The 25,075-nt window shown below is 37.0% G+C and carries 20 protein-coding genes; 13 read left to right on the plus strand and 7 right to left on the minus strand.

The annotated features are described in order from the left end of the window. Window position 1: 1 nt before the first annotated feature. Window positions 2-1,024, plus strand: coding sequence for a low specificity L-threonine aldolase (locus tag ZA05_RS14890; RefSeq protein WP_053992474.1), 1,023 nt, complete (start codon window positions 2-4; stop codon window positions 1,022-1,024). A 1-nt stretch (window position 1,025) separates the two neighbouring features. Here ZA05_RS14890 and ZA05_RS14895 read toward each other — a convergent pair whose 3' ends face one another. Next, a complete protein-coding gene (locus ZA05_RS14895) occupies window positions 1,026-1,349 on the minus strand; it encodes a YbaB/EbfC family nucleoid-associated protein (protein ID WP_053992475.1) in 324 nt (107 codons plus the stop codon). Between the two features lie 122 nt (window positions 1,350-1,471). Here ZA05_RS14895 and ZA05_RS14900 point away from each other — a divergent pair, with 122 nt between their 5' ends. The 3 genes from ZA05_RS14900 to ZA05_RS14910 all read left to right on the plus strand — a co-directional run bounded on the left by ZA05_RS14900 (window position 1,472) and on the right by ZA05_RS14910 (window position 6,056). Beyond that, window positions 1,472-3,535: an oligopeptidase B gene (locus ZA05_RS14900; protein WP_053992476.1), complete on the plus strand. Its 2,064-nt coding sequence runs from the start codon at window positions 1,472-1,474 to the stop codon at window positions 3,533-3,535. A 72-nt stretch (window positions 3,536-3,607) separates the two neighbouring features. Next, window positions 3,608-4,642, plus strand: coding sequence for a PLP-dependent cysteine synthase family protein (locus ZA05_RS14905; protein ID WP_053992477.1), 1,035 nt, complete (start codon window positions 3,608-3,610; stop codon window positions 4,640-4,642). Between the two features lie 154 nt (window positions 4,643-4,796). Further along, on the plus strand, window positions 4,797-6,056 hold the full coding sequence (locus ZA05_RS14910) for an aminotransferase class I/II-fold pyridoxal phosphate-dependent enzyme (protein WP_053992478.1): 1,260 nt from the start codon (window positions 4,797-4,799) through the stop codon (window positions 6,054-6,056). A gap of 52 nt (window positions 6,057-6,108) precedes the next feature. Here ZA05_RS14910 and ZA05_RS14915 read toward each other — a convergent pair whose 3' ends face one another. Both ZA05_RS14915 and ZA05_RS14920 read right to left on the minus strand, forming a co-directional pair. Next, complete coding sequence (locus ZA05_RS14915) at window positions 6,109-7,224, minus strand: GNAT family N-acetyltransferase (protein WP_053992479.1); 1,116 nt, start codon at window positions 7,222-7,224, stop codon at window positions 6,109-6,111. A 33-nt stretch (window positions 7,225-7,257) separates the two neighbouring features. Further along, window positions 7,258-8,208, minus strand: coding sequence for a transporter (locus tag ZA05_RS14920; RefSeq protein ID WP_369793863.1), 951 nt, complete (start codon window positions 8,206-8,208; stop codon window positions 7,258-7,260). 194 nt (window positions 8,209-8,402) lie between these two features. Here ZA05_RS14920 and ZA05_RS14925 point away from each other — a divergent pair, with 194 nt between their 5' ends. From ZA05_RS14925 to ZA05_RS14940, 4 genes are read left to right on the plus strand one after another with little or no spacing between them, the layout of a single operon-like run. Next, complete coding sequence (locus tag ZA05_RS14925; RefSeq protein ID WP_053992481.1) at window positions 8,403-8,687, plus strand: DUF4834 family protein; 285 nt, start codon at window positions 8,403-8,405, stop codon at window positions 8,685-8,687. Window positions 8,688-8,716: 29 nt separating this feature from the next. Beyond that, a complete protein-coding gene (locus tag ZA05_RS14930; RefSeq protein ID WP_053992482.1) occupies window positions 8,717-11,140 on the plus strand; it encodes a YfhO family protein in 2,424 nt (807 codons plus the stop codon). After that, window positions 11,127-12,410 (plus strand): glycosyl transferase family 1, encoded by a 1,284-nt coding sequence (locus ZA05_RS14935; RefSeq protein ID WP_053992483.1) that lies wholly within the window; start codon window positions 11,127-11,129, stop codon window positions 12,408-12,410. The genes ZA05_RS14930 and ZA05_RS14935 overlap by 14 nt, the downstream gene beginning before the upstream one ends. Window positions 12,411-12,426: 16 nt before the next feature. Beyond that, a complete protein-coding gene (locus tag ZA05_RS14940; RefSeq protein ID WP_053992484.1) occupies window positions 12,427-13,887 on the plus strand; it encodes a lipopolysaccharide biosynthesis protein in 1,461 nt (486 codons plus the stop codon). Between the two features lie 91 nt (window positions 13,888-13,978). Here the strand turns inward: ZA05_RS14940 and ZA05_RS14945 are convergent, their stop codons facing one another. Continuing rightward, window positions 13,979-15,046 carry a hypothetical protein gene (locus tag ZA05_RS14945; RefSeq protein ID WP_053992485.1) on the minus strand — a complete coding sequence of 356 codons (1,068 nt, stop codon included), beginning with the start codon at window positions 15,044-15,046 and terminating at the stop codon, window positions 13,979-13,981. Window positions 15,047-15,305: 259 nt separating this feature from the next. Here ZA05_RS14945 and ZA05_RS14950 point away from each other — a divergent pair, with 259 nt between their 5' ends. The 3 genes from ZA05_RS14950 (at window position 15,306) to ZA05_RS14960 (ending at window position 18,315) form a co-directional block, all read left to right on the plus strand. Further along, window positions 15,306-16,010: a LytTR family DNA-binding domain-containing protein gene (locus ZA05_RS14950; RefSeq protein ID WP_082333803.1), complete on the plus strand. Its 705-nt coding sequence runs from the start codon at window positions 15,306-15,308 to the stop codon at window positions 16,008-16,010. Between the two features lie 226 nt (window positions 16,011-16,236). Beyond that, entirely contained in the window at window positions 16,237-17,091 is an 855-nt protein-coding gene (locus ZA05_RS14955) for a hypothetical protein (RefSeq protein WP_157514724.1), read from the plus strand. Between the two features lie 156 nt (window positions 17,092-17,247). Continuing rightward, window positions 17,248-18,315: a DUF3667 domain-containing protein gene (locus tag ZA05_RS14960; protein ID WP_053992488.1), complete on the plus strand. Its 1,068-nt coding sequence runs from the start codon at window positions 17,248-17,250 to the stop codon at window positions 18,313-18,315. A 140-nt stretch (window positions 18,316-18,455) separates the two neighbouring features. On the opposite strand, the gene uvrA is transcribed toward ZA05_RS14960, so the two are convergent. Beyond that, the gene (gene uvrA, locus ZA05_RS14965) at window positions 18,456-21,239 is read right to left on the minus strand and encodes an excinuclease ABC subunit UvrA (protein ID WP_053992489.1); all 2,784 of its coding nucleotides are present in this window, start codon (window positions 21,237-21,239) and stop codon (window positions 18,456-18,458) included. 311 nt (window positions 21,240-21,550) lie between these two features. On the opposite strand from uvrA, the gene ZA05_RS14970 reads away from it, so the two are divergent. Beyond that, a complete protein-coding gene (locus ZA05_RS14970; RefSeq protein ID WP_053992490.1) occupies window positions 21,551-22,135 on the plus strand; it encodes an RNA polymerase sigma factor in 585 nt (194 codons plus the stop codon). A 224-nt stretch (window positions 22,136-22,359) separates the two neighbouring features. Here ZA05_RS14970 and nth read toward each other — a convergent pair whose 3' ends face one another. Next, window positions 22,360-23,019, minus strand: a complete 660-nt coding sequence (gene nth / locus ZA05_RS14975) for an endonuclease III (protein WP_053992491.1) — start codon at window positions 23,017-23,019, stop codon at window positions 22,360-22,362. 37 nt (window positions 23,020-23,056) lie between these two features. Between nth and bcp the strand changes: the two genes are divergently transcribed. Continuing rightward, entirely contained in the window at window positions 23,057-23,509 is a 453-nt protein-coding gene (gene bcp, locus ZA05_RS14980; RefSeq protein ID WP_053992492.1) for a thioredoxin-dependent thiol peroxidase, read from the plus strand. A 60-nt stretch (window positions 23,510-23,569) separates the two neighbouring features. Here the strand turns inward: bcp and ZA05_RS14985 are convergent, their stop codons facing one another. After that, window positions 23,570-25,021 (minus strand): hypothetical protein, encoded by a 1,452-nt coding sequence (locus tag ZA05_RS14985; protein WP_053992555.1) that lies wholly within the window; start codon window positions 25,019-25,021, stop codon window positions 23,570-23,572. Window positions 25,022-25,075 lie beyond the last annotated feature (54 nt).

Below are 25,075 nucleotides of genomic sequence, written 5' to 3' on the forward strand. Positions count from 1 at the left end.
TATGACAATAGATTTAAGAAGTGATACCGTAACGAAACCAACTCCTGAAATGATGGAGGCCATGATGGCAGCTAAACTGGGGGATGATGTGTTTAGGGAAGACCCTACAGTCCTGGAATTGGAGGAACGGATAGCAAGTATGTTTGGTAAAGCAAGTGCTTTGTTTTTTCCTTCGGGAAGTATGGCAAATCAAGTGGCCATAAAATTGCATACCAATCCAAGCGAACAGGTTATCTGCGATAAATACGCCCATATTTATAATTATGAGGCGGGAGGGGCCTCGTTTCACAGTGGTGTGTCCTGCAAATTAATTGACGGGCATAGAGGCATGTTTACGGCCAATCAGGTTAAGGAAGCTATCAATCCGCCGCAATATTATTACAGTCATACCTCATTAGTGGAAATTGAAAATACAACGAATAAAGGTGGTGGAGCTTGTTGGGATTTTAAGGAATTGGATAGCATTAAGAAAATTTGCAAAAACAATCAGTTAGGCTATCATTTGGATGGTGCTAGATTGTGGAATGCTTTAGTGGCAAAAAAGGAAAGTACTCAGCAATATGGAGAATTGTTCGATACCATTTCGGTGTGTTTGAGCAAAGGTTTGGGCTGTCCTGTAGGTTCTGTGTTGATTGGCGATGCGGATATCATGGAACAGGCCATCCGATACAGAAAACTTTTTGGTGGAAATATGCGTCAGATTGGTTTTCTAGCGGCAGCTGGACTTTATGCCTTAGATTATCATATTGAAAGACTTCAAGAAGATCATGACAAAGCCAAGGAAATTGGAGCTGTTTTAAAGGAACTACCGGTTATCAAAAGTGTTGAGCCTATTGAAACCAATATTGTGATTTTTGAGTTGAATCCAGACGTTGAAGAGGAGGTGTTTTTAAATATTCTTAAAGATAAAAACATCCATATAATTGGAATGGGAGGGGGCAAACTAAGAATAGTCACACATTTGGATTATACCTCGCAAATGCATGACTATTTTTTATCGAGTTTAAAAACCTTGAAATTTTAACTTATTTGAACATGTCCATTCCAGGAATGTTTGGCATTCCTTCTTTAGCTACAGCAGCAATTTCGGTTTCGTTAACCGTTGTGGCCCGTTCGATGGCTTTGTTAAGGGTTAATAGTAAATAATCCTCCAACATTTCTTTGTCCTCAAGCAATTCATCGTCAATGGAAATGGATTTTATGGTTCTGTTGGCGGTGATGGTAACTTTCAATTTATTGTCGTTACTGGCCTCGTCAATTAATACTGTATTTAGGCGCTCTTTAGTGGCTTCAACTTTCTTTTGGGCTTCCTGTAATTTGTTCATCATGCCCATCATATCTCCAAACATAATTTTCAATTTTATGGTTCTATGCAAAATTACCAAATATGTTCAAAAAAAGCATTAATATTAAGTTAACAGCCAAATTGTAATTAAAACCCTATTTTTGCACACTTCAAAATTTAAACTGAATGACACAAGTAACGGTACAGCCTCCTATAGCTAAACGGATTCCTAAAGAGTTAAAGATTCACGGTGATGTAAGAGTAGATGACTATTTTTGGTTGAATCAACGAGAGGACCAAGAGGTTCTTGACTATTTAAATGCCGAAAATGATTATTGTGATGAAATGACGGCTCATACCAAGGAATTTCAAGAGCAGTTGTTTGAGGAAATGAAGGGGAGAATCAAGGAAGACGATCAATCTGTACCTTATAAATACAATGGTTATTGGTACATTGTAAAATACGAAACGGGAAAAGATTACCCTATTTACATAAGAAAAAAGGAAACTTTAGAAGCAGAGGAAGAATTGCTTTTTGATTGTAATGAAATGGCCAAAGGTCATGATTATTTTCGTTTGGTAGGTCTTAGCGTGAGTCCAGACAATTCTCTGATTTCTTTTGGAGTGGATACTGTGGGACGTAGAAACTACACACTAAACGTGAAGAACTTGGTAACTGGTGAGATACTAGCAGATAGCATTGAAAACACTACAGGTTCAGCATCTTGGGCCAATGACAATGCCACTTTGTTTTACACTAAAAAAGATACTGAAACTTTAAGGTCTGATAGAATTTTCAAACACCAATTGGGAACTACTGAAGCGGATGATATTCTCGTTTTTCATGAAACTGACGATACGTTTGGGGTTACGGTATATAAAACCAAATCAAGAAAATATTTAGTTATTGCCTGTTATAGTACACTAACTAATGAATATCACATTTTAAAGGCAGATACACCTAACGAACCTTTCAAGTTGTTTCAAGAGCGCATTAGGGGAGTAGAGTATAGTATTTCCCATTTTGAAGATGCTTTCTACGTGGTAACCAATACGGATGGAGCTTCCAACTTTAAGTTGATGAAAACCCCTGAAAATGCTACGGAAATTAAAAACTGGCAAGAGGTCATAGGGCATCGTGAAGATGTGTTACTTGAAGATATTGACATTTTCAAGGACTTTTTGGTGGTAAGTGAACGAAGTAATGGTTTGAATGAAATTAGAATCATTCGTTGGGATGGAACCGATGATTATTACTTGCCATTTGATAATGAAACTTACACGGCATACACCGGAACCAACGTCGATTTTGATTCCGAAATCTTAAGATACGGTTACAGCTCTTTAACAACGCCTTCCTCGACCATCGATTTCAATATGGTAAACAAAACTAAAACGGTTAAGAAAGAACAGGAAGTTTTGGGAGGTAAATTTGATAAGGAGAATTATGTTTCCGAGCGTATTTGGGCCATTGCGGATGACGGCACCAAAATCCCGATGTCTATGGTGTACCGCAAAGGCATCAAAAAAGATGGGAGCAATCCAATTCTACAATACGCCTATGGCTCATATGGTTCAACTATTGATCCTTATTTTTCAACTATTAGATTGAGTTTGTTGGATCGTGGATTTATTTATGTGATTTCGCATGTTCGCGGTGGAGAATACCTAGGGCGTCAATGGTATGAAAATGGAAAATTATTGACCAAAACCAACACCTTTACAGACTTTATTACCTGTTCAAAGCATTTGATTGCTGAAGGCTACACTTCCAAAGAACATTTATACGCCTTGGGAGGCAGTGCAGGTGGATTGCTTATTGGAGCTGTTATAAATTTAGCACCCCAACTGTATAATGGTGTGATTGCAGCGGTTCCTTTTGTGGATGTGGTAACAACCATGTTGGATGATAGCATCCCACTAACCACAGGAGAATATGATGAATGGGGAAACCCAAATGATGTGGAATATTACAATTATATGAAATCCTATTCTCCGTATGATAATGTCAAAGCTCAAGACTATCCAAATATTTTAGTTACTACTGGTTTGCACGATTCACAGGTGCAATATTGGGAGCCGGCTAAATGGGTAGCCAAATTAAGATTGTTGAAAACCGATAGTAACAAATTACTGCTTAAAACCAATATGACAGCAGGTCATGGCGGGGCTTCAGGACGTTTTGAAGCCTTAAAAGAAGATGCGGAAGAGTATGCATTTTTGCTAGACTTGGAGAATATTAATAACTAGTTTAAAAAAAAACGTTATTTTTGCGAGGTTTTAGGTGACATTTTTTTAATTTGTGACTGATAAATAGCATTTATGAAAGAAAACTTACAAGTATTTGATAATGTGTTGGAACTCATAGGGAAAACACCGCTTATCAAATTAAACAAGATGACTTCAAACTTCGATGGTGACTTCTATGCTAAAGTAGAAGCTTTCAATCCAGGACATTCGTCTAAAGACAGAATTGCACTGCACATCATTGAAGAAGCAGAGAAAAAAGGAATTTTGTCACCAGGAGATACCATTATCGAAACTACCTCTGGAAATACTGGATTTAGTGTGGCAATGGTAAGCATTATCAAAGGATACGAGTGTATCCTGGCCGTAAGCTCAAAATCTTCAGCAGATAAAATTGACATGCTAAAATCTATGGGCGCCAAGGTATACGTTTGCCCGGCCCATGTTAAAGCAGATGACCCTCGTTCTTACTACCAAGTAGCTAAGCGTTTACATGAAGAAATTAAAGGTTCTGTCTACATCAACCAATATTTCAATCAGCTTAATACAGATTCTCACTACCATAGTACTGGCCCTGAAATTTGGGAACAAACCGAAGGTCAAATCACACACTTAATAGCGTGTAGTGGTACAGGAGGAACTATCTCAGGAACAGCTAAGTACCTTAAGGAGCAAAATCCTGATGTTAAGGTAATTGGAGTAGATGCTTATGGTTCTGTGCTGAAAAAGTACCATGAAACCAAAGAGTTTGACGAAAAGGAAATCTATCCGTATAGAATTGAAGGTTTGGGTAAAAACTTGATTCCAACAGCTACAGACTTTGATGTAATTGATAAATTTATCAAGGTAACTGATGAAGAAAGTGCCCATACAGCTAGAGAAATTTCTAGAACAGAGGGACTTTTTGTTGGGTACACCAGTGGTGCTGCCATGCAGGCCATTAAGCAATTGAGTGCTGAAGGTGAGTTTAAAGAAGGGGATAAAGTTGTTGTTATTTTCCCAGACCATGGATCACGTTACATGAGTAAAGTATACAGTGACAAATGGATGGAAGACCAAGGCTTCTTTGATAGTAAAACAGAAATTGAAGCGATTCAATACGTAAAATAAGATTCATATTTCAATAAGAAAGCCTATCATATAACTATTTAGATGATAGGTTTTTTTGTGCTGTAAAATTATGAACACAAGTTTATAAATTAATTATGCAAAGCGGATAGAATTAATTAATTTTGCCGCAGTAACTAGACAAATTTTAGCTTTAATGAAAGATTTATTTGATAAAATATACAAGGATAAGGGACCTTTAGGAAAATGGGCCTCTCAGGCTGAGGGTTATTTTGTATTTCCAAAATTGGAAGGACAAATTTCCAACAGGATGAAATTCCAAGGCAAGGAAGTTATCACTTGGAGTATTAATGATTATTTAGGATTAGCTAACCACCCAGAAGTTCGTAAAACAGATGCAGAAGCTGGAACCGCTTATGGTTCAGCGTACCCAATGGGTGCTCGTATGATGTCTGGTCACACAGATTTGCACGAAAAATTGCAGAATGAATTGGCAGATTTCGTTAGTAAAGAAGCTGCTTACCTTTTAAACTTTGGTTACCAAGGAATGGTGTCAACCATCGATGCTTTGGTTTCAAAAGACGATATCATTGTTTATGATGTTGATGCTCACGCTTGTATTATAGATGGTGTGCGTTTGCATATGGGGAAACGTTTTACCTACAAGCACAACGATGTTGAAAGTTTAGAGAAAAACTTGGAAAGAGCTACAAAAATGGCTGAGCAAACCGGAGGGGGAATCTTGGTGATTTCTGAAGGTGTGTTTGGAATGCGTGGTGAGCAAGGTAGACTTAAAGAAATAGTAGCGCTTAAAGAAAAATACAACTTCCGCTTTTTGGTGGATGATGCCCACGGTTTTGGAACCTTAGGAAAAACCGGAGCTGGAGCAGGTGAGGAACAAGGCGTACAGGACGGTATCGATGTATATTTCGCAACCTTTGCGAAGTCATTGGCTAGTACAGGAGCTTTTATTGCTGCAGACCAAGAAATAATCGATTACTTGAAATATAACTTACGTTCCCAAATGTTTGCCAAGTCATTGCAAATGCAATTGGTAGTTGGAGCCTTAAAGCGCTTGGAAATGTTGAAGACCATGCCAGAACTTAAAAACAAGCTTTGGGAGAATGTAAACGCATTGCAATCAGGTCTTAGAGAACGTGGTTTCGATTTAGGAACTACCCAAAGTTGTGTGACACCAGTGTACCTTAAAGGTAGTATTCCTGAAGCGATGGCTTTGGTTAAGGATTTACGTGAAAACTATGGAATTTTCTGTTCTATCGTAGTATATCCAGTAATTCCTAAAGGATTGATTCTTCTAAGAATGATCCCAACAGCCACTCACACGATGGAAGATATCAATGAAACATTGGAAGCTTTCTCTGCAATTCGTGAGCGTTTGGAAAATGGAACTTATAAAAGACTTTCTGCCGCTGTTGCCGCTGCAATGGAACAGTAATTAGTAAAGTATATTAAATAGAAAAGCCACTTTTGAAGTGGCTTTTTTTATGCTAGAAATCTTTTCTGTACGTTCTTCGTCGCTTTGTTATGGGAGAGTCGAAGTTTTTCCACAATTGGTGGATGGCCATATTTTCTTCCAATTCAGGAGTTCTGATACAGCGCTTTACTCCGTCTTTTTTAAAGGAGTCGTAGAATTCCTTAAAAATAAGGGCTGTTACCCCTTTATTTTGGTATTCCGGATGTACTCCAATTAAATAAAACACGGCTTCAGTGTTATGTCTTTTAGCTTTCAACAAATGGTAGAATCCAAACGGAAATAATTTTCCTTTAGCCTTTTGAATAGCCTTGGAAAAAGAAGGCAATACTATGGCAAATGCAATGATGTTATCTTCTTTATCTAGAATGAATTTGATATAGTTAGGGTTGATTAAAGGGATGTACTTCTTTTTAAAATACGCTTTTTGTTCTTCTGAAATGGCCACAAAAGAAGCCAATTTGGAATAGGTTTCATTGAACAAGTCAAACATTTTGTCTACATAAGGCAAGAGCTCATCAATATTTGTGAAATTAAGTGCTCGTACACCATACCTTCTGGAAATAAGCGGAACCATTCTCTCAAACTGTTCCGGTTTTACCTTATCAACATCAAAATACCCCTCGATATATTCCTTTTGTTTTATGTAACCCAATTTTTCGAGATGAGTCACATAGTAGGGATGATTATACCAGGTAACCATGGTACTTAATTGATCGTATCCTTCGGTTAAAACACCCACTTTATCTAAGTTGGAGAACCCCATAGGGCCTTCTATAAATTCTAGGTTATGAGCTTTCCCATATTCAATGACCTTTTCCAGCAGTGCTTTGGTAACTTCAATATCATCTATCACATCAAACCAGCCAAATCTTACTTTTTTGTCCTGGGCTTTTACTTCGGTCCAATTAATAATGGCTGCTATTCTTCCAACAATTTCATTGTTTCTATAAGCCAAAAAATAAGATGCCTGTGCGTGTTTAAATACAGGGTTTAACTCAGGATCAAAACTATCAACTTCATCATTGATCATTGGGGGAACCCAATATTCATTGTCCTTGTATAGTTTGAAGGGAAATTTAACGAATGCTTTTAAATCTTTTTTGGAATGTATTTCTTTTACTGTAATCATGTGTCTCCTCGGGCAAACTATTTGCCACTGTCATTAAAAATCTGTGTCAATTTTCTTTTTGTTTTTATTGGCACGTTGCTTACGCTTCATTTCATCTTTGGCCGAATTGTTGTTATCCGGCTCTTTATCTTTATGGAAATCAAACCTGTAGGACGCTCCAAAATTCACATTGAAAACTGAAGGAGTGTCTTTAGTATTTAGTGTAATAGCTGTGTCCAATTGCAAATCCTTGTTCCAAAGATAAGCGCCCCCAAATCTAAACAAATTATCAGCATAAAAGTCACTTTTAATGCCCTGTGTTTCTCCAAATAGTACCCATTGTTCGTTTAAGGACTTGGTCAAGGTAATGATATATTGAAAATCTGAATAATCAGAACCTATTCTGTCTTTTATAAAATTCAAAACTAATACCCAACCATTGGAAAAATTGTTTTGGGTAGCAATCATAACTTTAGGGCTAAAACCTTCCACATCCGGTGCAGTGTATGGATTGTCCTTGGAATCATAATTGGCACCGACATAGGCCGAAACAGCTGGAATTAACGATTTCCACTGAAATCTCCTGTTGGCGTGATAGCTATAGAAATTGGGCTTGTCCTCTTGGTTTTTGTAAGGATCGTAAATTAAATATTTGGCACCGAGGGTAAAGTTTTTAAAGTTGGAGCGTTTTGTTTCGTCTGAAATGGCAGAACGATTATCCGTAAACTTATCATTTTGATAGGTGCCTTCTAAATTGATTTCCAATTGTTCAAAGAACAGCCCATACCGTGCCATAAAATCCACCCCAAATCCAGACACCTCATATTGAAGCGGAGTGTGTTTTTCTTTTACATAATAAGGTCCCATCTCAAATTGTAGTACATTGGTTCCAACAGAAAAGGCACTTCTCGAGACACCGGGGCGATTGGAGTTGATAACATCTGTATATTGGGAAAAGGATAAGGATGTGGTTAAAAAGGCCAAAAACAATAAATAGGATTTCATGGGTTTCATTTGGTACATAATAATTTTGGGTGTTGGGCTTTGTTGGTTCTCTGTTTGAATTCAAAACTACACAATTTTTTTCATTCTAAAATCAAACAATAATAAGGATGGGCAAGAATCTATTTTATATTTTTTTTAAGGTTTAAAGGGGGCGTTTAAGCAAAGAGAATTGTATTTTTGACAAAAACTAATTCATGTTGCAAACAGCATCTGCGGTGGGCCTTTTACGAACAATACTAATTATACTGCTGATTTATTACGGATTGAAAATCCTTTCTAGGATTTTTGCACCGCTTTTAGTGCGTTATATGTCCAAAAAGATGCAAGAACGTTTTGGAGGGCAATTCCAACAGCAGCAACCACATAGAGAAAAGGAAAAACAAAACGTAGGGGAAACGGTTATTGATAAGATGCCCAAAACCGATGCCGCTTCAAATAAAACCGTAGGAGAATATATAGATTACGAAGAAATTGATTAATTTTCGCAATCATTCGATAATATATATTCATGCATTTTCCAATCAAAAAATTTCTTCCACACTTACTGGTTTTAGTAGGTTTTATAGTTGTTTCATTAGCATATTTTAGTCCGGTTTTAAAAGGAAAGGAAATCTTCCAAAGTGATATTATGCACTATAAGGGGATGGCCAAACAGCAAAACGATTTTAGAGAGGAAACAGGCTCCGAAACCTATTGGACCAACAGTGCCTTTGGAGGAATGCCAACTTATCAATTAGGGGCACATTACCCACATAACTACATCAAGAAATTAGATTTAACCCTTCGGTTTTTACCACGGCCAGCCGATTATCTATTTCTATATTTTATAGGGTTTTATATTTTGTTGTTGGTATTAAAGGTAGACTTTAAGCTGGCAGGTTTAGGTGCTTTGGCCTTTGGTTTTTCAACCTACCTCATTATTATTTTGGGAGTAGGGCACAATGCCAAGGCACATGCTATTGCTTATATGCCGTTGGTGTTGAGTGGAATTTTGCTCATTTTTAAAAAGAGGTACATCTCAGGTTTTCTTTTAACAGTGGTTGCCTTGGCATTGGAAATCTGTGCCAACCACTTCCAAATGACCTATTATTTACTGTTGTTAGTATTGGTGTTAGGTGCAACCTACTTAGTCGATTCTTATAGAAACAAAGCATTGTCTCATTTCTTTAAATCGGTTGGAATCATTGCTGTGGCGGCAATTTTAGCAGTTGGACTGAATGCCACTAACATCATGGCGACTCAGGAATATGTTAAGGAAAGTACCCGTGGTAAAAGCGAATTGACCATTAATGCAGATGGCTCTCCAAAAGAAGTAACCAATGGCTTAAGCAAAGATTACATCACGGAGTACAGCTATGGCTTGTTGGAAACTTTCAACTTGTATATCCCAAGATTTATGGGAGGTGGAAGTCACGAAGATGTTGGGTCAGATTCGGCCATGTATAAATTTTATACCAATATTGGAGCATCGCCTGTAGAAGCTGCAAGAGAAGTACAAGCCGCACCGACGTATTGGGGAGACCAAAGCATTGTGGAAGCACCGGCCTATATAGGAGCGGTTGTGTTGTTCTTGTTTGTTTTAGCCTTGTTTTTGATGAAAGGTCGCTTGAAATGGTGGCTTGTGGGAGGTTCTATATTGTCTTTATTGTTGTCCTATGGAAAGAATTTAGGGTTCCTAACGGACTTATTCATTGACTACATGCCACTATATAATAAGTTTAGAGCGGTTAGTTCCATTCAAGTAATTTTGGAACTGTGCATTCCTGTGTTGGCGATTTTGGGGCTTGCTCAATTGTTTAAAAATGAGGATAGTAAGGAAACCAAAGAGCAGGCCTTAAAGTACTCAGCTATGATCACCGGTGGTTTGGCTTTAATCTTCTTATTGTTCAAATCTTCATTCTTGGATTTTGTGGGAATTAATGATGGTTATTTCCGTCAGGCTTATGGCGAATATGGTCAAAGTTTTGTAGATGCCTTAAGAGAAGACAGAAAGTCTATGTTTACAGCAGATACCGTTAGAACGTTGGTTTTGGTACTATTGGCTTCTGGCACTATTTTCTTATTTCTCCGTGAAAAATTATCCCAAGGGAAGGTCATTTTGGTAATGGCCTTATTGATTGTGTTTGACTTGGTTGGTGTGGATCGACGCTATGTAAACAATGATAATTTTGTATCCCCTTTAAAGGTGAACAATCCTTATCAAGCTTCTGCGGTGGATCTGGAAATAATGAAGGATCAATCGCATTATAGAGTATTTGATTTAACTTCAGGAGGAGCTAGAGCTTCTTATTTCCATAACTCTTTAAGTGGATATCACGCTGCGAAATTGGGACGTTATAATGAATTGTATGAATTCCATGTGTCCAAAAACAATATGGAAGTCCTCAATATGCTAAATACAAAGTACATCATAGCTCAAGATGAAAAAGGAAATGTGTTTCCTTACACCAATAAAGAAGCCAATGGTAATGCTTGGTTTGTTTCGGACTTGAAAGCTGTGGAAACGGCCAATGAGGAAATTTTGTTATTGGATAGTTTGAATACCAAAACTACGGCGATTTCTTCTTTGCCAATTGAAGCGAAAAAATTTACGGTAGATTCTTTGGTGACCATCACTTTAACCGATTTTAAACCGAATTACTTAAAATATACATCCAATAACTCAAATGACGGTTTTGTAGTGTTTTCTGAAATTTACTATGGTCAAGGTTGGCAGGCGTATGTTGATGGTGCAGCAGCGGACCATACTCGAGTAGATTATGTCTTACGAGGAATGAAGGTGCCATCGGGTACGCATACCATAGAGTTTAAATTTGAGCCTAAAGTAATCGCCACAGGTAGTAAGATTTCCTTAGCGAGTTCCATCGTATTGATGCTGTTACTTATTGGAGGTGCATTTTTAGGATATAAAAAAATGAATGAAAGTGCCTAAAAAAGCACTCATCATAACATATTATTGGCCTCCAGCTGGCGGACCTGGGGTGCAACGCTGGTTGAAATTCGTAAAGTATTTGCCACAATTTGCTGTGGAACCTATCGTGTTTTGTCCGGAGAACCCCAATTATCCCATTGTGGACCAAAATATGTTGAATGAAGTTCCGGAAGGCACTACTGTTTTAAAACTACCTATAAAAGAACCGTATCGTTTTGCCAATTTCATTTCCAAGAACAAAGCCAGTGAGATTAGCTCTGGTGTGATTCCAAAAGCCAAAAAGCAATCCTTTATTCAAAAGTTGTTGCTGTATGTACGTGGAAACTTTTTTATTCCGGATGCTCGAAAAAACTGGGTAAGCCCTTCGGTTGAATTTCTTTCAGAATATATCTCAAAGAATAACATTGAAACTATTATAACCACAGGACCGCCACATAGTTTGCATTTAATAGGAATGCAATTAAAGGCCAGGTTAGGAGTGACTTGGATTACTGATTTCCGGGATCCTTGGACTACGATTGGATATCATAAGGAACTGAAGCTTTCAAAATCATCTAAGGAAAAGCACATAAAACTGGAGCAGCAAGTGTTGCAAACGGCCGACCATATTTTGGTAACCAGCAACAATACCAAATTGGAGTTTGAAACCAAAACGAGCCAGCCGATTACCGTGATCACCAACGGATATGATACTCATAAGGTAGCTAGACCAGAGAAGGATACAAAGTTTACGATGTCCCATATTGGGTCGCTATTGTCTGAACGTAATCCCGTTGAATTGTGGCAAGCTATTTCTGAGTTGATTGATGAAAATGAAGACTTTCGGAAAGCATTTCAACTGAATTTGACAGGGGTGGTTAGTGACGACGTATTGCAGTCCATTTATATTCATAATTTAAAGGAGTATGTTCACTTGCAGGGATATGTGCCGCATACCGAAGCTATAAAAGCTCAAATGCAATCGCAGGTGTTATTGTTAATCGAAATAGATTCTGAAGATACCAAAGTGATCATTCCCGGGAAATTGTTTGAGTATATGATTTCCAATACGCCCATAATTGCCATTGGGCCTAGACAGTCTGATGTGGAACGAATTATTAAGGAAACCAATACGGGACACTATTTTTACTACGATGAAAAGCAGCGTATCAAGTCGCAAATATTATTGTATTTTGAAGCTTACAAAGCAAATTCATTGGTAACACAGCCTATTGGTTTGCAACAATACAGCAGAAAATCGTTGACTGAAAAACTGTCCAAACTAATATAAACCAACCTGAACTTCTATGGGAATTGTCATTAAACAATCCTTTAAAAACACCGTCAGTACGTATCTAGGATTTGGTATTGGGGCCATCAATACCTTGTTTTTGTATACCAATTTCATTTCTGATGAATATTACGGATTGGTTGGTTTTATATTGTCTGCAGCCAATATCATGATGCCTTTAATGGCTTTTGGGGTACAAAACACCATGATCAAGTTTTATTCTACCTATAAAACCAATAATAGCATCAACAGCTTTTTAACCTTAATGTTGTTTCTGCCTTTGGCAATGGCCATTCCAATAGGGATTATTGGCTTTTTTGCCCATGATATGATTTCCAATTGGCTAGGTGCCGAAAATGAAATCGTGAAAGGTTATGTGTGGCATATTTTTATTACAGCTGTTGCTATGGCCTATTTTGAAGTATTTTTTGCTTGGGCCAAAGTTCAGATGCAAACGGTTTTCGGAAATTTCATGAAGGAAGTCTTCCACCGAATAGCAATTATGATTCTCCTATTTTCTGTTTATTTCAATTGGCTTACCGTAGAACAGTTTATAAATGCTTTGGTGGGTGTATATGTGTTAAGAATGGTGGTGATGAAACTATATGCTTACAATGTGCGTTGGCCCGTGATTCGATTTAATAAAATTGAAAATCTGAGCGCTATTTTAAAGTATTCGTCACTTATCATTATAGCAGGCTCTATTGCTACGCTTATTTTGGATATCGATAAGTTCATGCTGGGGAAATTACGCCCCGATATTGAAGAAGTAGCCTATTACAGTGTGGCCATTTTTATAGCAACCGTAATTGCGGTACCCCAAAGGGCGATGCACCAAATTATGATGCCTTTAACCGCAAAGTTGTTAAATGATAAAAACATGGTGGAGTTAAAGGGACTTTACCAAAGGTCATCTCTAAATCTGTACGTCATAAGTGGTTTGATTTTTTTGTTGATTGTTTTGAATATCAATGAGCTTTATTTAATTATTCCAAAGGAGTTTAGAGAAGGCTTGTTGGTAGTGTTTTTGATTAGCACTGCAAAATTATACGATAATGTAATGGGGAACAATAATGCCATTTTATTCAATAGTGATTATTATAGAATGGTCTTGTTTTTTGGAGTATTGTTGACCATTTTAATTGTATTGTTGAATTTAGCCTTTATTCCTAAGTATGGAATGAATGGTGCTGCAATAGCAACTTTTATCGCGATATTCATCTACAATTCCATAAAAATCTACTTTGTAAAATTGAAGTTTGGGATGTGGCCCTTAACCAAAGGGAGTTTGGTGTTAAGTTTCCTAATCATATTAGGTTTTGGAGTCTTCTATTTTTGGGACTTTCCATTTCATCCCTTAATCAATATGGCCCTAAAATCATTGCTGATAGTTTTAGGGTATGGGCTAATGGTTTTCAAGCTTCATATCTCGGAAGACATCAATAGTGTTCTAAAAAAATTTCTTTCAAAATTGTAATAGAGTATAAATGAGAAAACCCCGTGAGGTGCTTTGAGGCATACTTCTCACAGGGGATTTCTAACTAACCAACCAAAAAGTTTTCAATATGTTATCTTCTTCCAGAACTTCTTTGAGAACCGTTACTGGTTGCTCTTTTCTTTGAAGAAGTAGTGTTTCTATTTTGTGTTACTTGAGCAGATTTACTGTTCGTTTGTCTGCTAGTATATGTACGTTCATTAGATCGATTTGGTTGTTTCGATTCTAATTTTTTTCTTTTTTCTGTAGAGGTACTAACGGTTTGTCTAGAATTTGTCGTTCTAGTTGTTTGTGTTCTAGAATTTTGACTTCTACTATTATTATTTGAAAAATTTGCAGTTCTTCGCTCGTTGGTATTCATTTGGGAGCGGTTTGTGCTTCTATTATTGCTGTTATTGGTCCTTGTTACCCGTCTTTGCGGAACAGCTTCTTGTTTATAACGCTCATGAGTTCGGTTTTGTTGCGTACTGGTTCGTCTTGAATTATTGGCAACAGCACTTCTACGTCCATTTACATTTACGTGTCTTACATTGTTATGATAAGGTCTGTAATAAGCATGTCTTACCGGAGTATAATATCTTCTGTAAGGTTGTGGACTTACCATGCAATAATTGTAGGATGGAGCCACATAATATCTATGCCAAGGACGATACACATATGCTCTGTTGTATACGTTGATGTAACCAGTACAGTGCGTATATGCTCTGTAGTTGTTGTAGTGCACATATAGGCCTCCAATTCTTGCAATACGACCAAAATTGTTGTAAAAGATATTTACGTTTCCTGCACGCACAATTCTGCCGTAGTAATCATAGAATATAGGCACATGTTCAATTTGAACAATAGCACCAAAGTCATCATACTGAATATAAGGATTGTAGTTGTATCCAGAGTTGAAACTAATGGAGAAATTAGGAGAATTAAAAGCCACATTTACATCAGGGCCATATTTTGGTACGTAAAAATCGAATTGTCCATCTGGAAATACCGAAAATTCAATGCCGCCTTCCATAAAGATGAATGAATTGCCATAACCTCCCACATAGGTATGGGAAACCTTTGTATTGTTATAAGTAGATGTTGCGTTTACAGATACCCCTGCTAGAAGTAAACTCGTAAATAATAAAATAATCTTTTTCATATTAGAAGATTTTAAGGGTTCGGTTTATACAAAACAAACAGCGTGCCAAATATGATTTGATAATTAAATGAATTAGAGAAAATTATTTTAAAGCATTTGATTTTATTCAGCTATAGCCTTGTTTGTTAGATGGATATTTGTTGAATTATATACTGAGTGATACCAGTTAAAATCCATATAATTAAAAAAAAGTATCACATAATTTATAATTATGTAACTTTAGAATAGCTAACTGCACTTCTGTGCTTTCTAACCAATCATGATCTGTAGATGTTTGATAATAGATGATGAACCTCCTTCAATTAAAATTTTGAAGGACCATATTGCATCTATTAAACAAATGGAATTGGTGGGGGTATTTAGTTGTGCCCAACAGTCTTTTGGTACATTGGAAGGAGAGCAGGTAGATTTATTGTTTTTAGATGTAGGCTGTTTAGGTTTACCCGTTATGGAATTTATGAAAATCCATAAAAATACACCTAAGGTTATCTACATGTCTTCCCATAAAAACAAACCAATAGAGGCCTTTCAGTTGGAGGCCTTAGATTATTTGTCCAAACCCATTTCTTACGATAGGTTTCTGCAGGCCGTAAAAAAATACACCAATGGTTATTATTTTAACCTTTCAGCAGAAGGAGCTTTAAACAAGGAATTTTTGTATTTCAAGGCACAACGAAAAACGGTTAAGGTAATTTTAAAAAGCATTCTTTACATAGAAAGTTTCAAGGATTATATCATCATCCATCGTGAAGATCATCCTGAGCTCAAAGTGAAGCAGTCCATAAGCGTCACCGAAGCCATTTTGCCAAAACACTTATTTATCCGCACACATCGCTCGTATATTTTGGCAATTAAAAAAATTACGGCGTTTACCAATTACGATATTGAAATTGGAAAAGTATCCATTCCCGTGGGAAGTAGTTATGGCCACGTTATTGATCAATTGTATGAAGGAAGGGTGTAACATTTTCTTTTCGTCTATTAAAAACATGTTTCTGTCTACCAAACCTTTTTCTTTGTCTATCACAACAATTCCCACTTTTTAAATTACCTATTTTTATGTAGTAAAGGAGTTACTATTCTTTTACAAAATTCTCTTCCTAAGGTATTCTAATAATAGTAACTAATATCATGAGTCGTTGATATAGCTCATGATTTGTTTTGCTTGTATAATTCTAATACCAATAATCATGAAAAAACGTTGCAGTTGTGCTACTGTATATCTGTGGATATTTGTGGCTTTTTTGATGTATTCCTGTTCTACTCAGGAAACAGATTTAATTGAAGAATCCGTTGTGTCAATACCAACGGAAAATGTTCCTTCAGCCAAGCGAGAGGCTGATAAATTACTAGTGTTTAAAGGTCCTCAGGTTGATTTTGGATTAGGTAAGGTGAGATCTTGGGTAAGTGTGGATGACAATGATTTTCCTGTGGCATTCGGCATTGAAATTACCCCTGAAGCATTGGAAGATTTAGAAAGTTTGCCAGAAGATGATGCAATTACTTCAATTCCTCTTCATTTAAAGGCCAAACAATTGACGGCCTATGAGCATATTACCCTTAACTGGGAGCCAATGGGGCATGCTCCGGCCTATTGGATTCCCCATTTTGATGTTCATTTTTTTGAGATTCCTGAAGAAGAACGCTTGCAAATCCTTCCGTATGATGACAATAATCAGGCGATTGTAGATGCTGTAAATGTATTCCCCGATGTGAATAAAATGCCTGTGGGCTTTTTAAAATTACCAGGACAATTGGGGTATTATCCTTATGCTGGAAAGCATTGGTTGCCTTTTGATTTCTTAGCAGTAAACAATGACTTTGACACAGGAATCATACATGGATCTTATAATCAAAAACATGTGTTTGTCGAAACAAAGTTTGCTTTGGACTTTTTACAAACCGCTACAGAGTTTACTTCAGATTTTACGCAGCCCTTGCAGTTTGAAAACCCAGGAAGCAATTACCCTACAAAATACAATATGGAAATAGATGGTAAAACCGGGCATATCTTTATTTTCTTAAGTGATTTTGTTGCTAGATAAGATTCAATGGAAACATGAATTTGGAAAGACCTTATTTAAGGTCTTTTTTATGCGGTTAATTTAATTTGTGGTTTATTCATTTTAATCCATGCGTTTAAATATGTAGTAAAATTCTTTTTTATTACTTTTAACTCATTAACTGCCAAACCTTAGTAGATGAGTGAATCTGAAATTACTTGTAAGAACTGTGAAAGGGACTTTGATGCCAATTTTGAGTTTTGTCCTTTTTGTGGCCAAAAGGTAGATGAGCAGTTAACTTTAGGAGTCTTGTTCTACAATACCATTAGTAATTACTTTTCTTTTGATGCCCGTTTTTTTAAGAGTTTTATTCCTTTAATGACCAGACCGGGATATTTGGCGAGTAAATTTATAGGCGGAAAACGCTTGTTGTATTTGCATCCTGCACAAATGTATTTGTTTATTTCGGTAGTGTTTTTCTTTGTGTTTTCATTCGTAGCTAGAGAACAAACTCAGAAGCTGGATACTGCACTAAAATCTGAATTTGAGCATAAGCAGGAATATATAGATTCCATTAAACAAGCGGTTTCAGATTCTGTAAAAGTAGCAGACTTAAACAAACAACTGAAGGATGCCAATGTGGGGTTTCAATTGGATGAATCTGGTTTTAAAGTTTTGGACTCCCTAGAATCCTCTCAAGACAAAAAAGTGGTGGAAACAGGTTTCAACTTCAATCAGGAAGCAATAGATTCTTTAATTGCGGCTGGTGCATCAGATGAAGTTATTTATAAAGAAATGGGGATGAATGATGGAGACAGTGCTTTTGTTAGGCGATTGTACCATCAAGCCTTGAAGTTTTATAAAAATAGGAGCGGAGGATCTATTCTGCAGGCATTTTATGATAGCATTCCAATTTCGATGTTTATTTTGCTTCCAATTTTTGCGTTGATCCTAAAAGTGTTTTTTTACAAAAAGGGGAAGTATGCCCACCATCTTGTATTTACCTTTTATTTCTTCTCGTTCTTGTTTATGGTGTTTAGTATTCTTGTAATCTGTAACTTGATATGGAAAGGATTTCCCGGTTGGATAAATAGTGTTGTCATGTTTTCTACCTTCTTTTATCTCTTGATAGCCATAAAGCGGTTTTATGGGCAGGGGTGGTTTTTAAGTTTTGTAAAATGCAATGTTATTTCCTTTGCCTTTTTAATGTTTGTAATCCCATTGGCAGTGGTAGTAATGGGACTTTCCGCATTTATGTTTTACTAAAAAAGCTTGCCTCAAAACTAATGAGACAAGCTTCCTGCTATATGTAGATTAATAAATTAAAGGGGTTTCAATTGCTTTTAGCGAGGGCGCAAGATACTGTTTTTTAGAGGAATAAAAAGTCTAATATCTGTTAAAATCGATTAAAGTTTTTCTTTGAGAAATTTCCCTGTAATAGAACCTTCATTTCTTACAATTTCTTCTGGAGTACCCATGGCTACCAATTGTCCTCCCTGTTGCCCGCCTTCTGGTCCTAGGTCAATAATATAATCGGCGCACTTGATAAGATCTAGATTGTGCTCTATAACGATTATGGAATGCCCTTTGGAAATAAGGGCTTGAAACGACTTGAGTAGTTTTTGGATATCGTGGAAATGCAATCCTGTGGTAGGTTCGTCAAAAATAAATAAGGCATTATCACTTTTACTTCCTTTTCCTAAAAAGGATGCCAGTTTAATACGTTGTGCTTCCCCGCCAGAAAGGGTGGAGGAGCTTTGTCCTAAGGTTACATACCCCAAACCAACATCTTGAAGCGGCTGTAGTTTTGTTTGGATTCTTTTTTCATTATGCTGCGAAAAGAATGCTATGGCTTCATCTATGGTAAGGTTCAATATGTCGTCAATTGTCTTTCCTTCGAAAGTGACCTCCAAAATATCCTTTTTAAAGCGCTTCCCGTTACAGGTTTCACAGGTTAAGTGTACATCTGCCATAAATTGCATTTCAATGGTCACTTCACCTTCACCTTTACAGGTTTCGCAACGCCCCCCATCCACGTTAAAACTGAAATGCTTTGCTTGATAATTACGAATCTTGCTCAGCTTTTGAGAAGCAAACAAGGCCCTAATATCATCATAGGCTTTGATATAGGTGACAGGATTGGAGCGCGAAGACCTCCCAATTGGATTTTGGTCTACAAACTCAACATGTTTAATGTTTTTAAAATTTCCCTTGAGCTCTGTAAATTGGCCTGGTTTGTCACTGAAATCGGTTAATTTCTTTTGAATGGCTGGAAAGAGAATCTTTTTGATCAAGGTACTTTTTCCACTTCCAGAAACCCCAGTAATTACCGTGAGCATTTCCAAAGGAAACGTCACATCAATATTTTGAAGGTTATTTTCTCGAGCTCCTAGAATATCTATATGGTATTTCGAAGTCCGTCTTTTTTGGGGCACTTCAATTTCCAATTGGCCATTAAGGTATTGGGCTGTTAACGAATGGGAAGCTAGAATGTCCTTGTAAGTACCCGTAGCAACCACTTCACCACCAAAGGTTCCTGCTTCTGGACCTATGTCAATAATTTCATCAGCTGCATTCATGATATCTTCGTCATGTTCTACCACAATAACCGTATTGCCTAAATCTCGAAGGGACTCCAATACTTTTATAAGTTTTTGGGTGTCCTTCGGGTGGAGTCCTATACTAGGCTCGTCCAGAATATACATGGAACCAACCAAACTGCTTCCAAGAGATGTAGCAAGGTTAATTCGTTGGCTTTCTCCTCCAGACAAAGTGTTGGAACGTCTGTTCAAGGTTAAATATTCAAGACCTACATTTTTAAGAAATGATAAGCGATTAGTGATTTCCTTGAGCAGTCGCTCAGCTATTTTTGTATCGTATTCGTTTAGTTGAAGTTTATCAAAAAAATCAGCCAATTGGTTTAATGGCAATTCAACCAAATCGGTAATGGTGGCATCTCCAATTTTTACATAATTGGCTTCGTTTCTTAAACGTTTTCCGTGGCAGACCGTACATTTTGTTTTCCCTCGATAACGGGATAACATCACCCTGTTTTGGATTTTATAGGCTTTGGCCTCTAGTTCTTCAAAAAAGGAATTTAGGCCTTCAAAATAGTTGTTCCCTTCCCAAACCAATTGTTTTTGGGCCTCTGATAATTGAAAATAGGGCTTGTGGATAGGGAAATCGAATTTGTGTGAGTTATTCACCAATTGATCCCTGTACCAGCTCATACTTTCACCACGCCAAGGAAAGATGGCATTTTCATAGATTGATAAGCCTGTATTTGGTATGACCAAATCTTCATCTATACCAATTACATCACCATAACCTTCACATTTGGGACAGGCCCCATAAGGATTGTTAAAACTGAACAAGTGAACGTTAGGTTCCAAAAAGGTCATGTCGTCCAGTTCAAATTTATTGTTGTAAGAACGTTGTACTCCATTGGATAGTGATTCAATTGTACAAGAACCTTTTCCTTCAAAGAAGGCTGTTTCAATAGCATCTGCCAAACGGTTATAAAAATCCTCTTCATGCCTTACAATAACACGATCCACGACCAAAACAATGTCCGAAGTCAGTTCTTTTTGAAGGGCATCCTCAATTCTAAGGACGTTATCTTGATATTTTACTCTGGCATACCCTTGCTGCTGCAATACCTTAAGTTTGTTCTCCATGGTGCGTCCTTCTTCGAGGATAATAGGTGAGAGGAGCAGCAATTTATCACCATCTTCAAACTGCTTGATATATTTCAAAACATCCTGTGTAGTATGCTTCTTCACCTCATTTCCGGAAATGGGAGAGTAGGTCTTGCCAATGCGGGCAAACAAGAGTTTTAAATAATCGTAAATCTCAGTGGTGGTCCCTACCGTAGAGCGCGGATTTGTAGAGTTTACTTTTTGTTCTATGGCAATGGCTGGGGCAATTCCCTTGATATAATCTACTTTCGGTTTATTGAGTCTTCCCAAAAACTGACGGGCATAACTGGACAGACTTTCCACATAGCGTCTTTGGCCTTCGGCATAAAGGGTGTCAAATGCCAAACTGGATTTTCCAGAACCTGATAGCCCTGTGATTACCACTAATTTATTCCGTGGAATAACAACATCAATATTTTTTAAGTTGTGAAGTTTTGCACCTTTAATGATGATATTCTCTTTTGGATTTACTTCGGAAATATTAATGTTCATAATGCCTTTTGCTAATAGATTTGCAAAGATACTACAAGTATTTTATCTGAATAAATTAATTTATCATGGATAAAATAGAGGTGCAGTTGCTCTTGATACTACCGTGAAAATTGTGCGATGTTTATCATGGAATACCTGTTTTAGTATAAATAAAATGTTAAAGTTTAATGTTAAATTTTGCTTTTTTGTCTTTATAGTTGTTATATTTGGACTTCAAGCAATCATAAAACCACTTGCCTATAACATAATATTACTTTAGAAAATTAACCCCAAGCTAGGAAGTTTTACTTCGAGCCATTAAAGTAATTATTATGAAAAACGAACTTATCACTGATGCTGTTTTAGTAAGGAATTATATTAACGGAGATGAGAGCGCTCTTTCCGTACTTATTTATAGGCATAAACAAAAGATTTACAGTTTTATCTATTCCAAAGTCTTGGATAGAGATGTTACCGAAGATATTTTTCAGGACACTTTTATTAAAGTAATACGAACCCTAAAATTGAAAAAATACAATGAAGAGGGAAAGTTTTTGCCTTGGGTAATGCGTATTGCCCATAATTTGGTAATCGACCATTTTAGAAAGACCAATAGGATGCCAAAATTTGACAATTCTGGGGAGTTCAGTATTTTTTCGGTATTGGGTGATGGGGCCTTAAATGCGGAAAAACAGATTATAAAGGATCAGGTGGAAAGCGATATCAGACGTCTCATTCAAGAGTTGCCAGAAGACCAAAAAGAGGTTTTGGTAATGCGTATGTATAAGGACATGAGTTTTAAGGAAATTTCAGATGCTACGGGCGTGAGTATCAATACCGCTTTAGGTAGAATGCGCTATGCATTGATCAATTTGAGAAAGGTAATTGAAAAAAATAATATAATTTTAACAAATTGATATAATAAAGTGATTTTTTGTGCGTTATTGAAATTATAAGAACCTAAAAATTTAATAATGGCAAAACTTTACTCAGAATGCACACCCCCAAAGAAAGACAATCTGAACCCTAAAAAGGAGACGATAGAGTTTCTTTTAAACTATTCGAAGGCTTTAAGTGTTATACATTGTAATAAATTGAAGTTTGAAGCACTTCTAAACTAAACTTTGTAAGCCCTGAGAAATCAGGGCTTCTTCATTTTATAGTAGTCGTTAATTACCGTAGCCCTACCAATGGTTTTGGTAATGACATCCTTGTCAAGGTCCCAGCCTCTGGCAGGGGAGTATTCCCTTCCGTACCAAATAATCTGTAAATGAAGATCATTCCATAATGCTTCAGGAAAAAGGCGTTTGGCATCCTTTTCAGTTTGTGTCACGTTTTTGCCATTGCTTAAATTCCAACGGTACATCAACCGATGGATATGAGTGTCTACAGGAAAGGCGGGAATGCCAAATGCTTGGGACAGTACAACCGCAGCCGTTTTATGGCCTACCGCAGGCAATGCCTCCAACTCTTCGTAGGTTTGAGGGACTTCTCCGTTGTGCTTTTCAATTAGAATTTGTGATAATCCATGAATGCCTTTACTTTTCATTGGCGAAAGACCAACCGGCTTTATAATTTCCCGAATTTCTTCCACAGAAAGTTTTACCATATCATACGGATTGTCTGCTCTTTCAAATAAAAGTGGGGTAATCTGGTTTACCCTAACATCTGTACTTTGTGCAGACATTAACACGGCAATCAGCAGTGTGTAGGGGTCTTTATGGTCTAATGGAATTGGAATGGTTGGATAGAGTTCCTTTAAAGTGGTAATTACGAAATCCACTTTTTCTTGCTTGGTCATAAATTGTATTTTTGTACAAAATTCAAAGTTAATAATTATGACCCAATTAAAGGTAGGAGATCAGGCTCCAGATTTTACAGCAAAGGACGAACAAGGAAATACCGTAACACTTTCGGATTATAAAGGAAAAAAATTAGTGCTGTTTTTTTATCCCAAAGCAAGTACACCTGGTTGTACAGCGGAAGCTTGCGATTTAAGCAATAATTATGAGCGTTTTAAAGCATTGGGATATGATATTTTGGGGGTAAGTGCAGATTCACAAAAGCGCCAATCCAATTTTAAAAAGAAATATGATTTTCCTTATCCGCTTTTAGCCGATGAGGACAAGGAGGTGATCAATGCCTATGGGGTATGGGGACCTAAGAAGTTTATGGGGCGTGAGTATGATGGCATTCATAGAACCACGTTTGTTATTGATGAAAATGGGCTTATTGAAGATGTTATTCTTAAGGTGAAAACAAAGGCACATACAGATCAAATTTTGGCATAAAAAATAAGACCTTCTGAATTACTCAAAAGGTCTTATTTTATATACGGTTATGTATTCGAATTATTCTTCGTGATAGACTTCTTCGGTTTCGTATCCAAATAAGTTTTCTTCTTTAATCAATTTGGCGACACCTTCGGGCAACATATTTTCCCAACCATCTTCATTTTCTGTAATCATCTTAAGCACCTTTCTGGAGAAAATGGACAAAATACTTGGATCGTAATCGGTAATATCAACCACTTTTCCATTGTACTTAAAGAATTTGTACAATTCTTTCATACGTGGATGTACCTTGAGGTTTTCGCTGTTTACCAATGTACCGTCCTTGGTAACCATTGGGTACAAGTATACGCGAAGGTCTTTAAAGAATAGTTTTCCGAAGGCCTCCAAAATACCACCGCTTAAATGGCGATAGTATTTTTCGTCGAAAATATCTACAAGGTTATTTACGCCCATGGCCAGTCCCATTCTGTTTTTAGAATATTGGGAGAAATACTCCACCAAACGATAATACTCTTGGAAATTGGAAATCAAAACAGTTTGTCCTAAAGAACACAATAGTTTCGCGCGGTCCATAAAGTCCTGCTCATTGATTTCCCCTTCGGCACGTAAGTTGGAAAGCGTGATTTCAAAAACTACCTGAGTGTTTTTTTGATCTACTTTATTCTCCTTAACAAACATGTCATAAGATTTATGGAACATGTCCATATTCACCTTAGTTACAGGTCTAAAACTACCACGGAATGCCAAGATGTTCTTTTTGTACAGCACTCTTGCCGGAAGCACGTTGTTTCCATCTGGAGCAAACATTACCGCATCGGTCATGCCATTTTTCACCAGTTGTAAACTCATTAAACGGTTGTCAACCTCGCTAAAGATTGGACCGCTAAAGTTGATGGTATCAATTTCCAATTGGTCTTTATCCAAATGGTCATACAGATATCTTAAAAGCTTCTTTGGTTCGTTGTATTTGTAAAATGCTCCGTAAATCAAGTTGGTACCAAGTACTCCCAAAGTTTCCTGTTGCAGCCTTGCATCGTTTTCTTTGAAACGTAGGTGCAGGATGATTTCGTTGTATTCCTGCTCTGGATCAACCTGATATTTAATACCTACCCAACCATGTCCTTTATAGTTCTTGGCAAAGTCAATAGTTGCCACAGTGTTGGCGTAAGAAAAGAATAATTTGTGAGGGTGTTTATCTCTAGGAAGTCGTTTTTCAATTAAGTTAACCTCGTGGTTAAGCATTTTACGCAATCGAGCTTCGGTTACGTAACGTTTATCATCTTCAATTCCATAGATAGCATCACTAAAATCTTTATCGTAGGCCGACATGGCCTTAGCGATGGTCCCAGAAGCGCCTCCTGCTCTAAAGAATTGGCGTACAGTTTCCTGTCCAGCGCCAATTTCAGCAAAAGTTCCATAAATATTCTCATTAAGGTTAATTCGAAGTGCTTTCGACTTTAACGAAGGAACATCATCGAATTCTTTATCTCCCTTTAAGGTTATTTCCATCTTTTTAAATCCGGGTTTTAAGTACTGCACAAAGGTATTAAAATACCATGGTAA

This window comes from Mangrovimonas sp. TPBH4 (genome assembly GCF_001280505.1).
Classification (GTDB): domain Bacteria; phylum Bacteroidota; class Bacteroidia; order Flavobacteriales; family Flavobacteriaceae; genus Mangrovimonas_A.

Coding starts and splice junctions, on each gene's coding strand:
- ZA05_RS14890 (WP_053992474.1), top strand. CDS start 2: ATGACAATAGATTTAAGAAGTGATACCGTAACGAAACCAACTCCTGAA.
- ZA05_RS14895 (WP_053992475.1), bottom strand. CDS start 1,349: ATGTTTGGAGATATGATGGGCATGATGAACAAATTACAGGAAGCCCAA.
- ZA05_RS14900 (WP_053992476.1), top strand. CDS start 1,472: ATGACACAAGTAACGGTACAGCCTCCTATAGCTAAACGGATTCCTAAA.
- ZA05_RS14905 (WP_053992477.1), top strand. CDS start 3,608: ATGAAAGAAAACTTACAAGTATTTGATAATGTGTTGGAACTCATAGGG.
- ZA05_RS14910 (WP_053992478.1), top strand. CDS start 4,797: ATGAAAGATTTATTTGATAAAATATACAAGGATAAGGGACCTTTAGGA.
- ZA05_RS14915 (WP_053992479.1), bottom strand. CDS start 7,224: ATGATTACAGTAAAAGAAATACATTCCAAAAAAGATTTAAAAGCATTC.
- ZA05_RS14920 (WP_369793863.1), bottom strand. CDS start 8,208: ATGAAATCCTATTTATTGTTTTTGGCCTTTTTAACCACATCCTTATCC.
- ZA05_RS14925 (WP_053992481.1), top strand. CDS start 8,403: ATGTTGCAAACAGCATCTGCGGTGGGCCTTTTACGAACAATACTAATT.
- ZA05_RS14930 (WP_053992482.1), top strand. CDS start 8,717: ATGCATTTTCCAATCAAAAAATTTCTTCCACACTTACTGGTTTTAGTA.
- ZA05_RS14935 (WP_053992483.1), top strand. CDS start 11,127: ATGAAAGTGCCTAAAAAAGCACTCATCATAACATATTATTGGCCTCCA.
- ZA05_RS14940 (WP_053992484.1), top strand. CDS start 12,427: ATGGGAATTGTCATTAAACAATCCTTTAAAAACACCGTCAGTACGTAT.
- ZA05_RS14945 (WP_053992485.1), bottom strand. CDS start 15,046: ATGAAAAAGATTATTTTATTATTTACGAGTTTACTTCTAGCAGGGGTA.
- ZA05_RS14950 (WP_082333803.1), top strand. CDS start 15,306: ATGATCTGTAGATGTTTGATAATAGATGATGAACCTCCTTCAATTAAA.
- ZA05_RS14955 (WP_157514724.1), top strand. CDS start 16,237: ATGAAAAAACGTTGCAGTTGTGCTACTGTATATCTGTGGATATTTGTG.
- ZA05_RS14960 (WP_053992488.1), top strand. CDS start 17,248: ATGAGTGAATCTGAAATTACTTGTAAGAACTGTGAAAGGGACTTTGAT.
- uvrA (WP_053992489.1), bottom strand. CDS start 21,239: ATGAACATTAATATTTCCGAAGTAAATCCAAAAGAGAATATCATCATT.
- ZA05_RS14970 (WP_053992490.1), top strand. CDS start 21,551: ATGAAAAACGAACTTATCACTGATGCTGTTTTAGTAAGGAATTATATT.
- nth (WP_053992491.1), bottom strand. CDS start 23,019: ATGACCAAGCAAGAAAAAGTGGATTTCGTAATTACCACTTTAAAGGAA.
- bcp (WP_053992492.1), top strand. CDS start 23,057: ATGACCCAATTAAAGGTAGGAGATCAGGCTCCAGATTTTACAGCAAAG.
- ZA05_RS14985 (WP_053992555.1), bottom strand. CDS start 25,021: ATGGAAATAACCTTAAAGGGAGATAAAGAATTCGATGATGTTCCTTCG.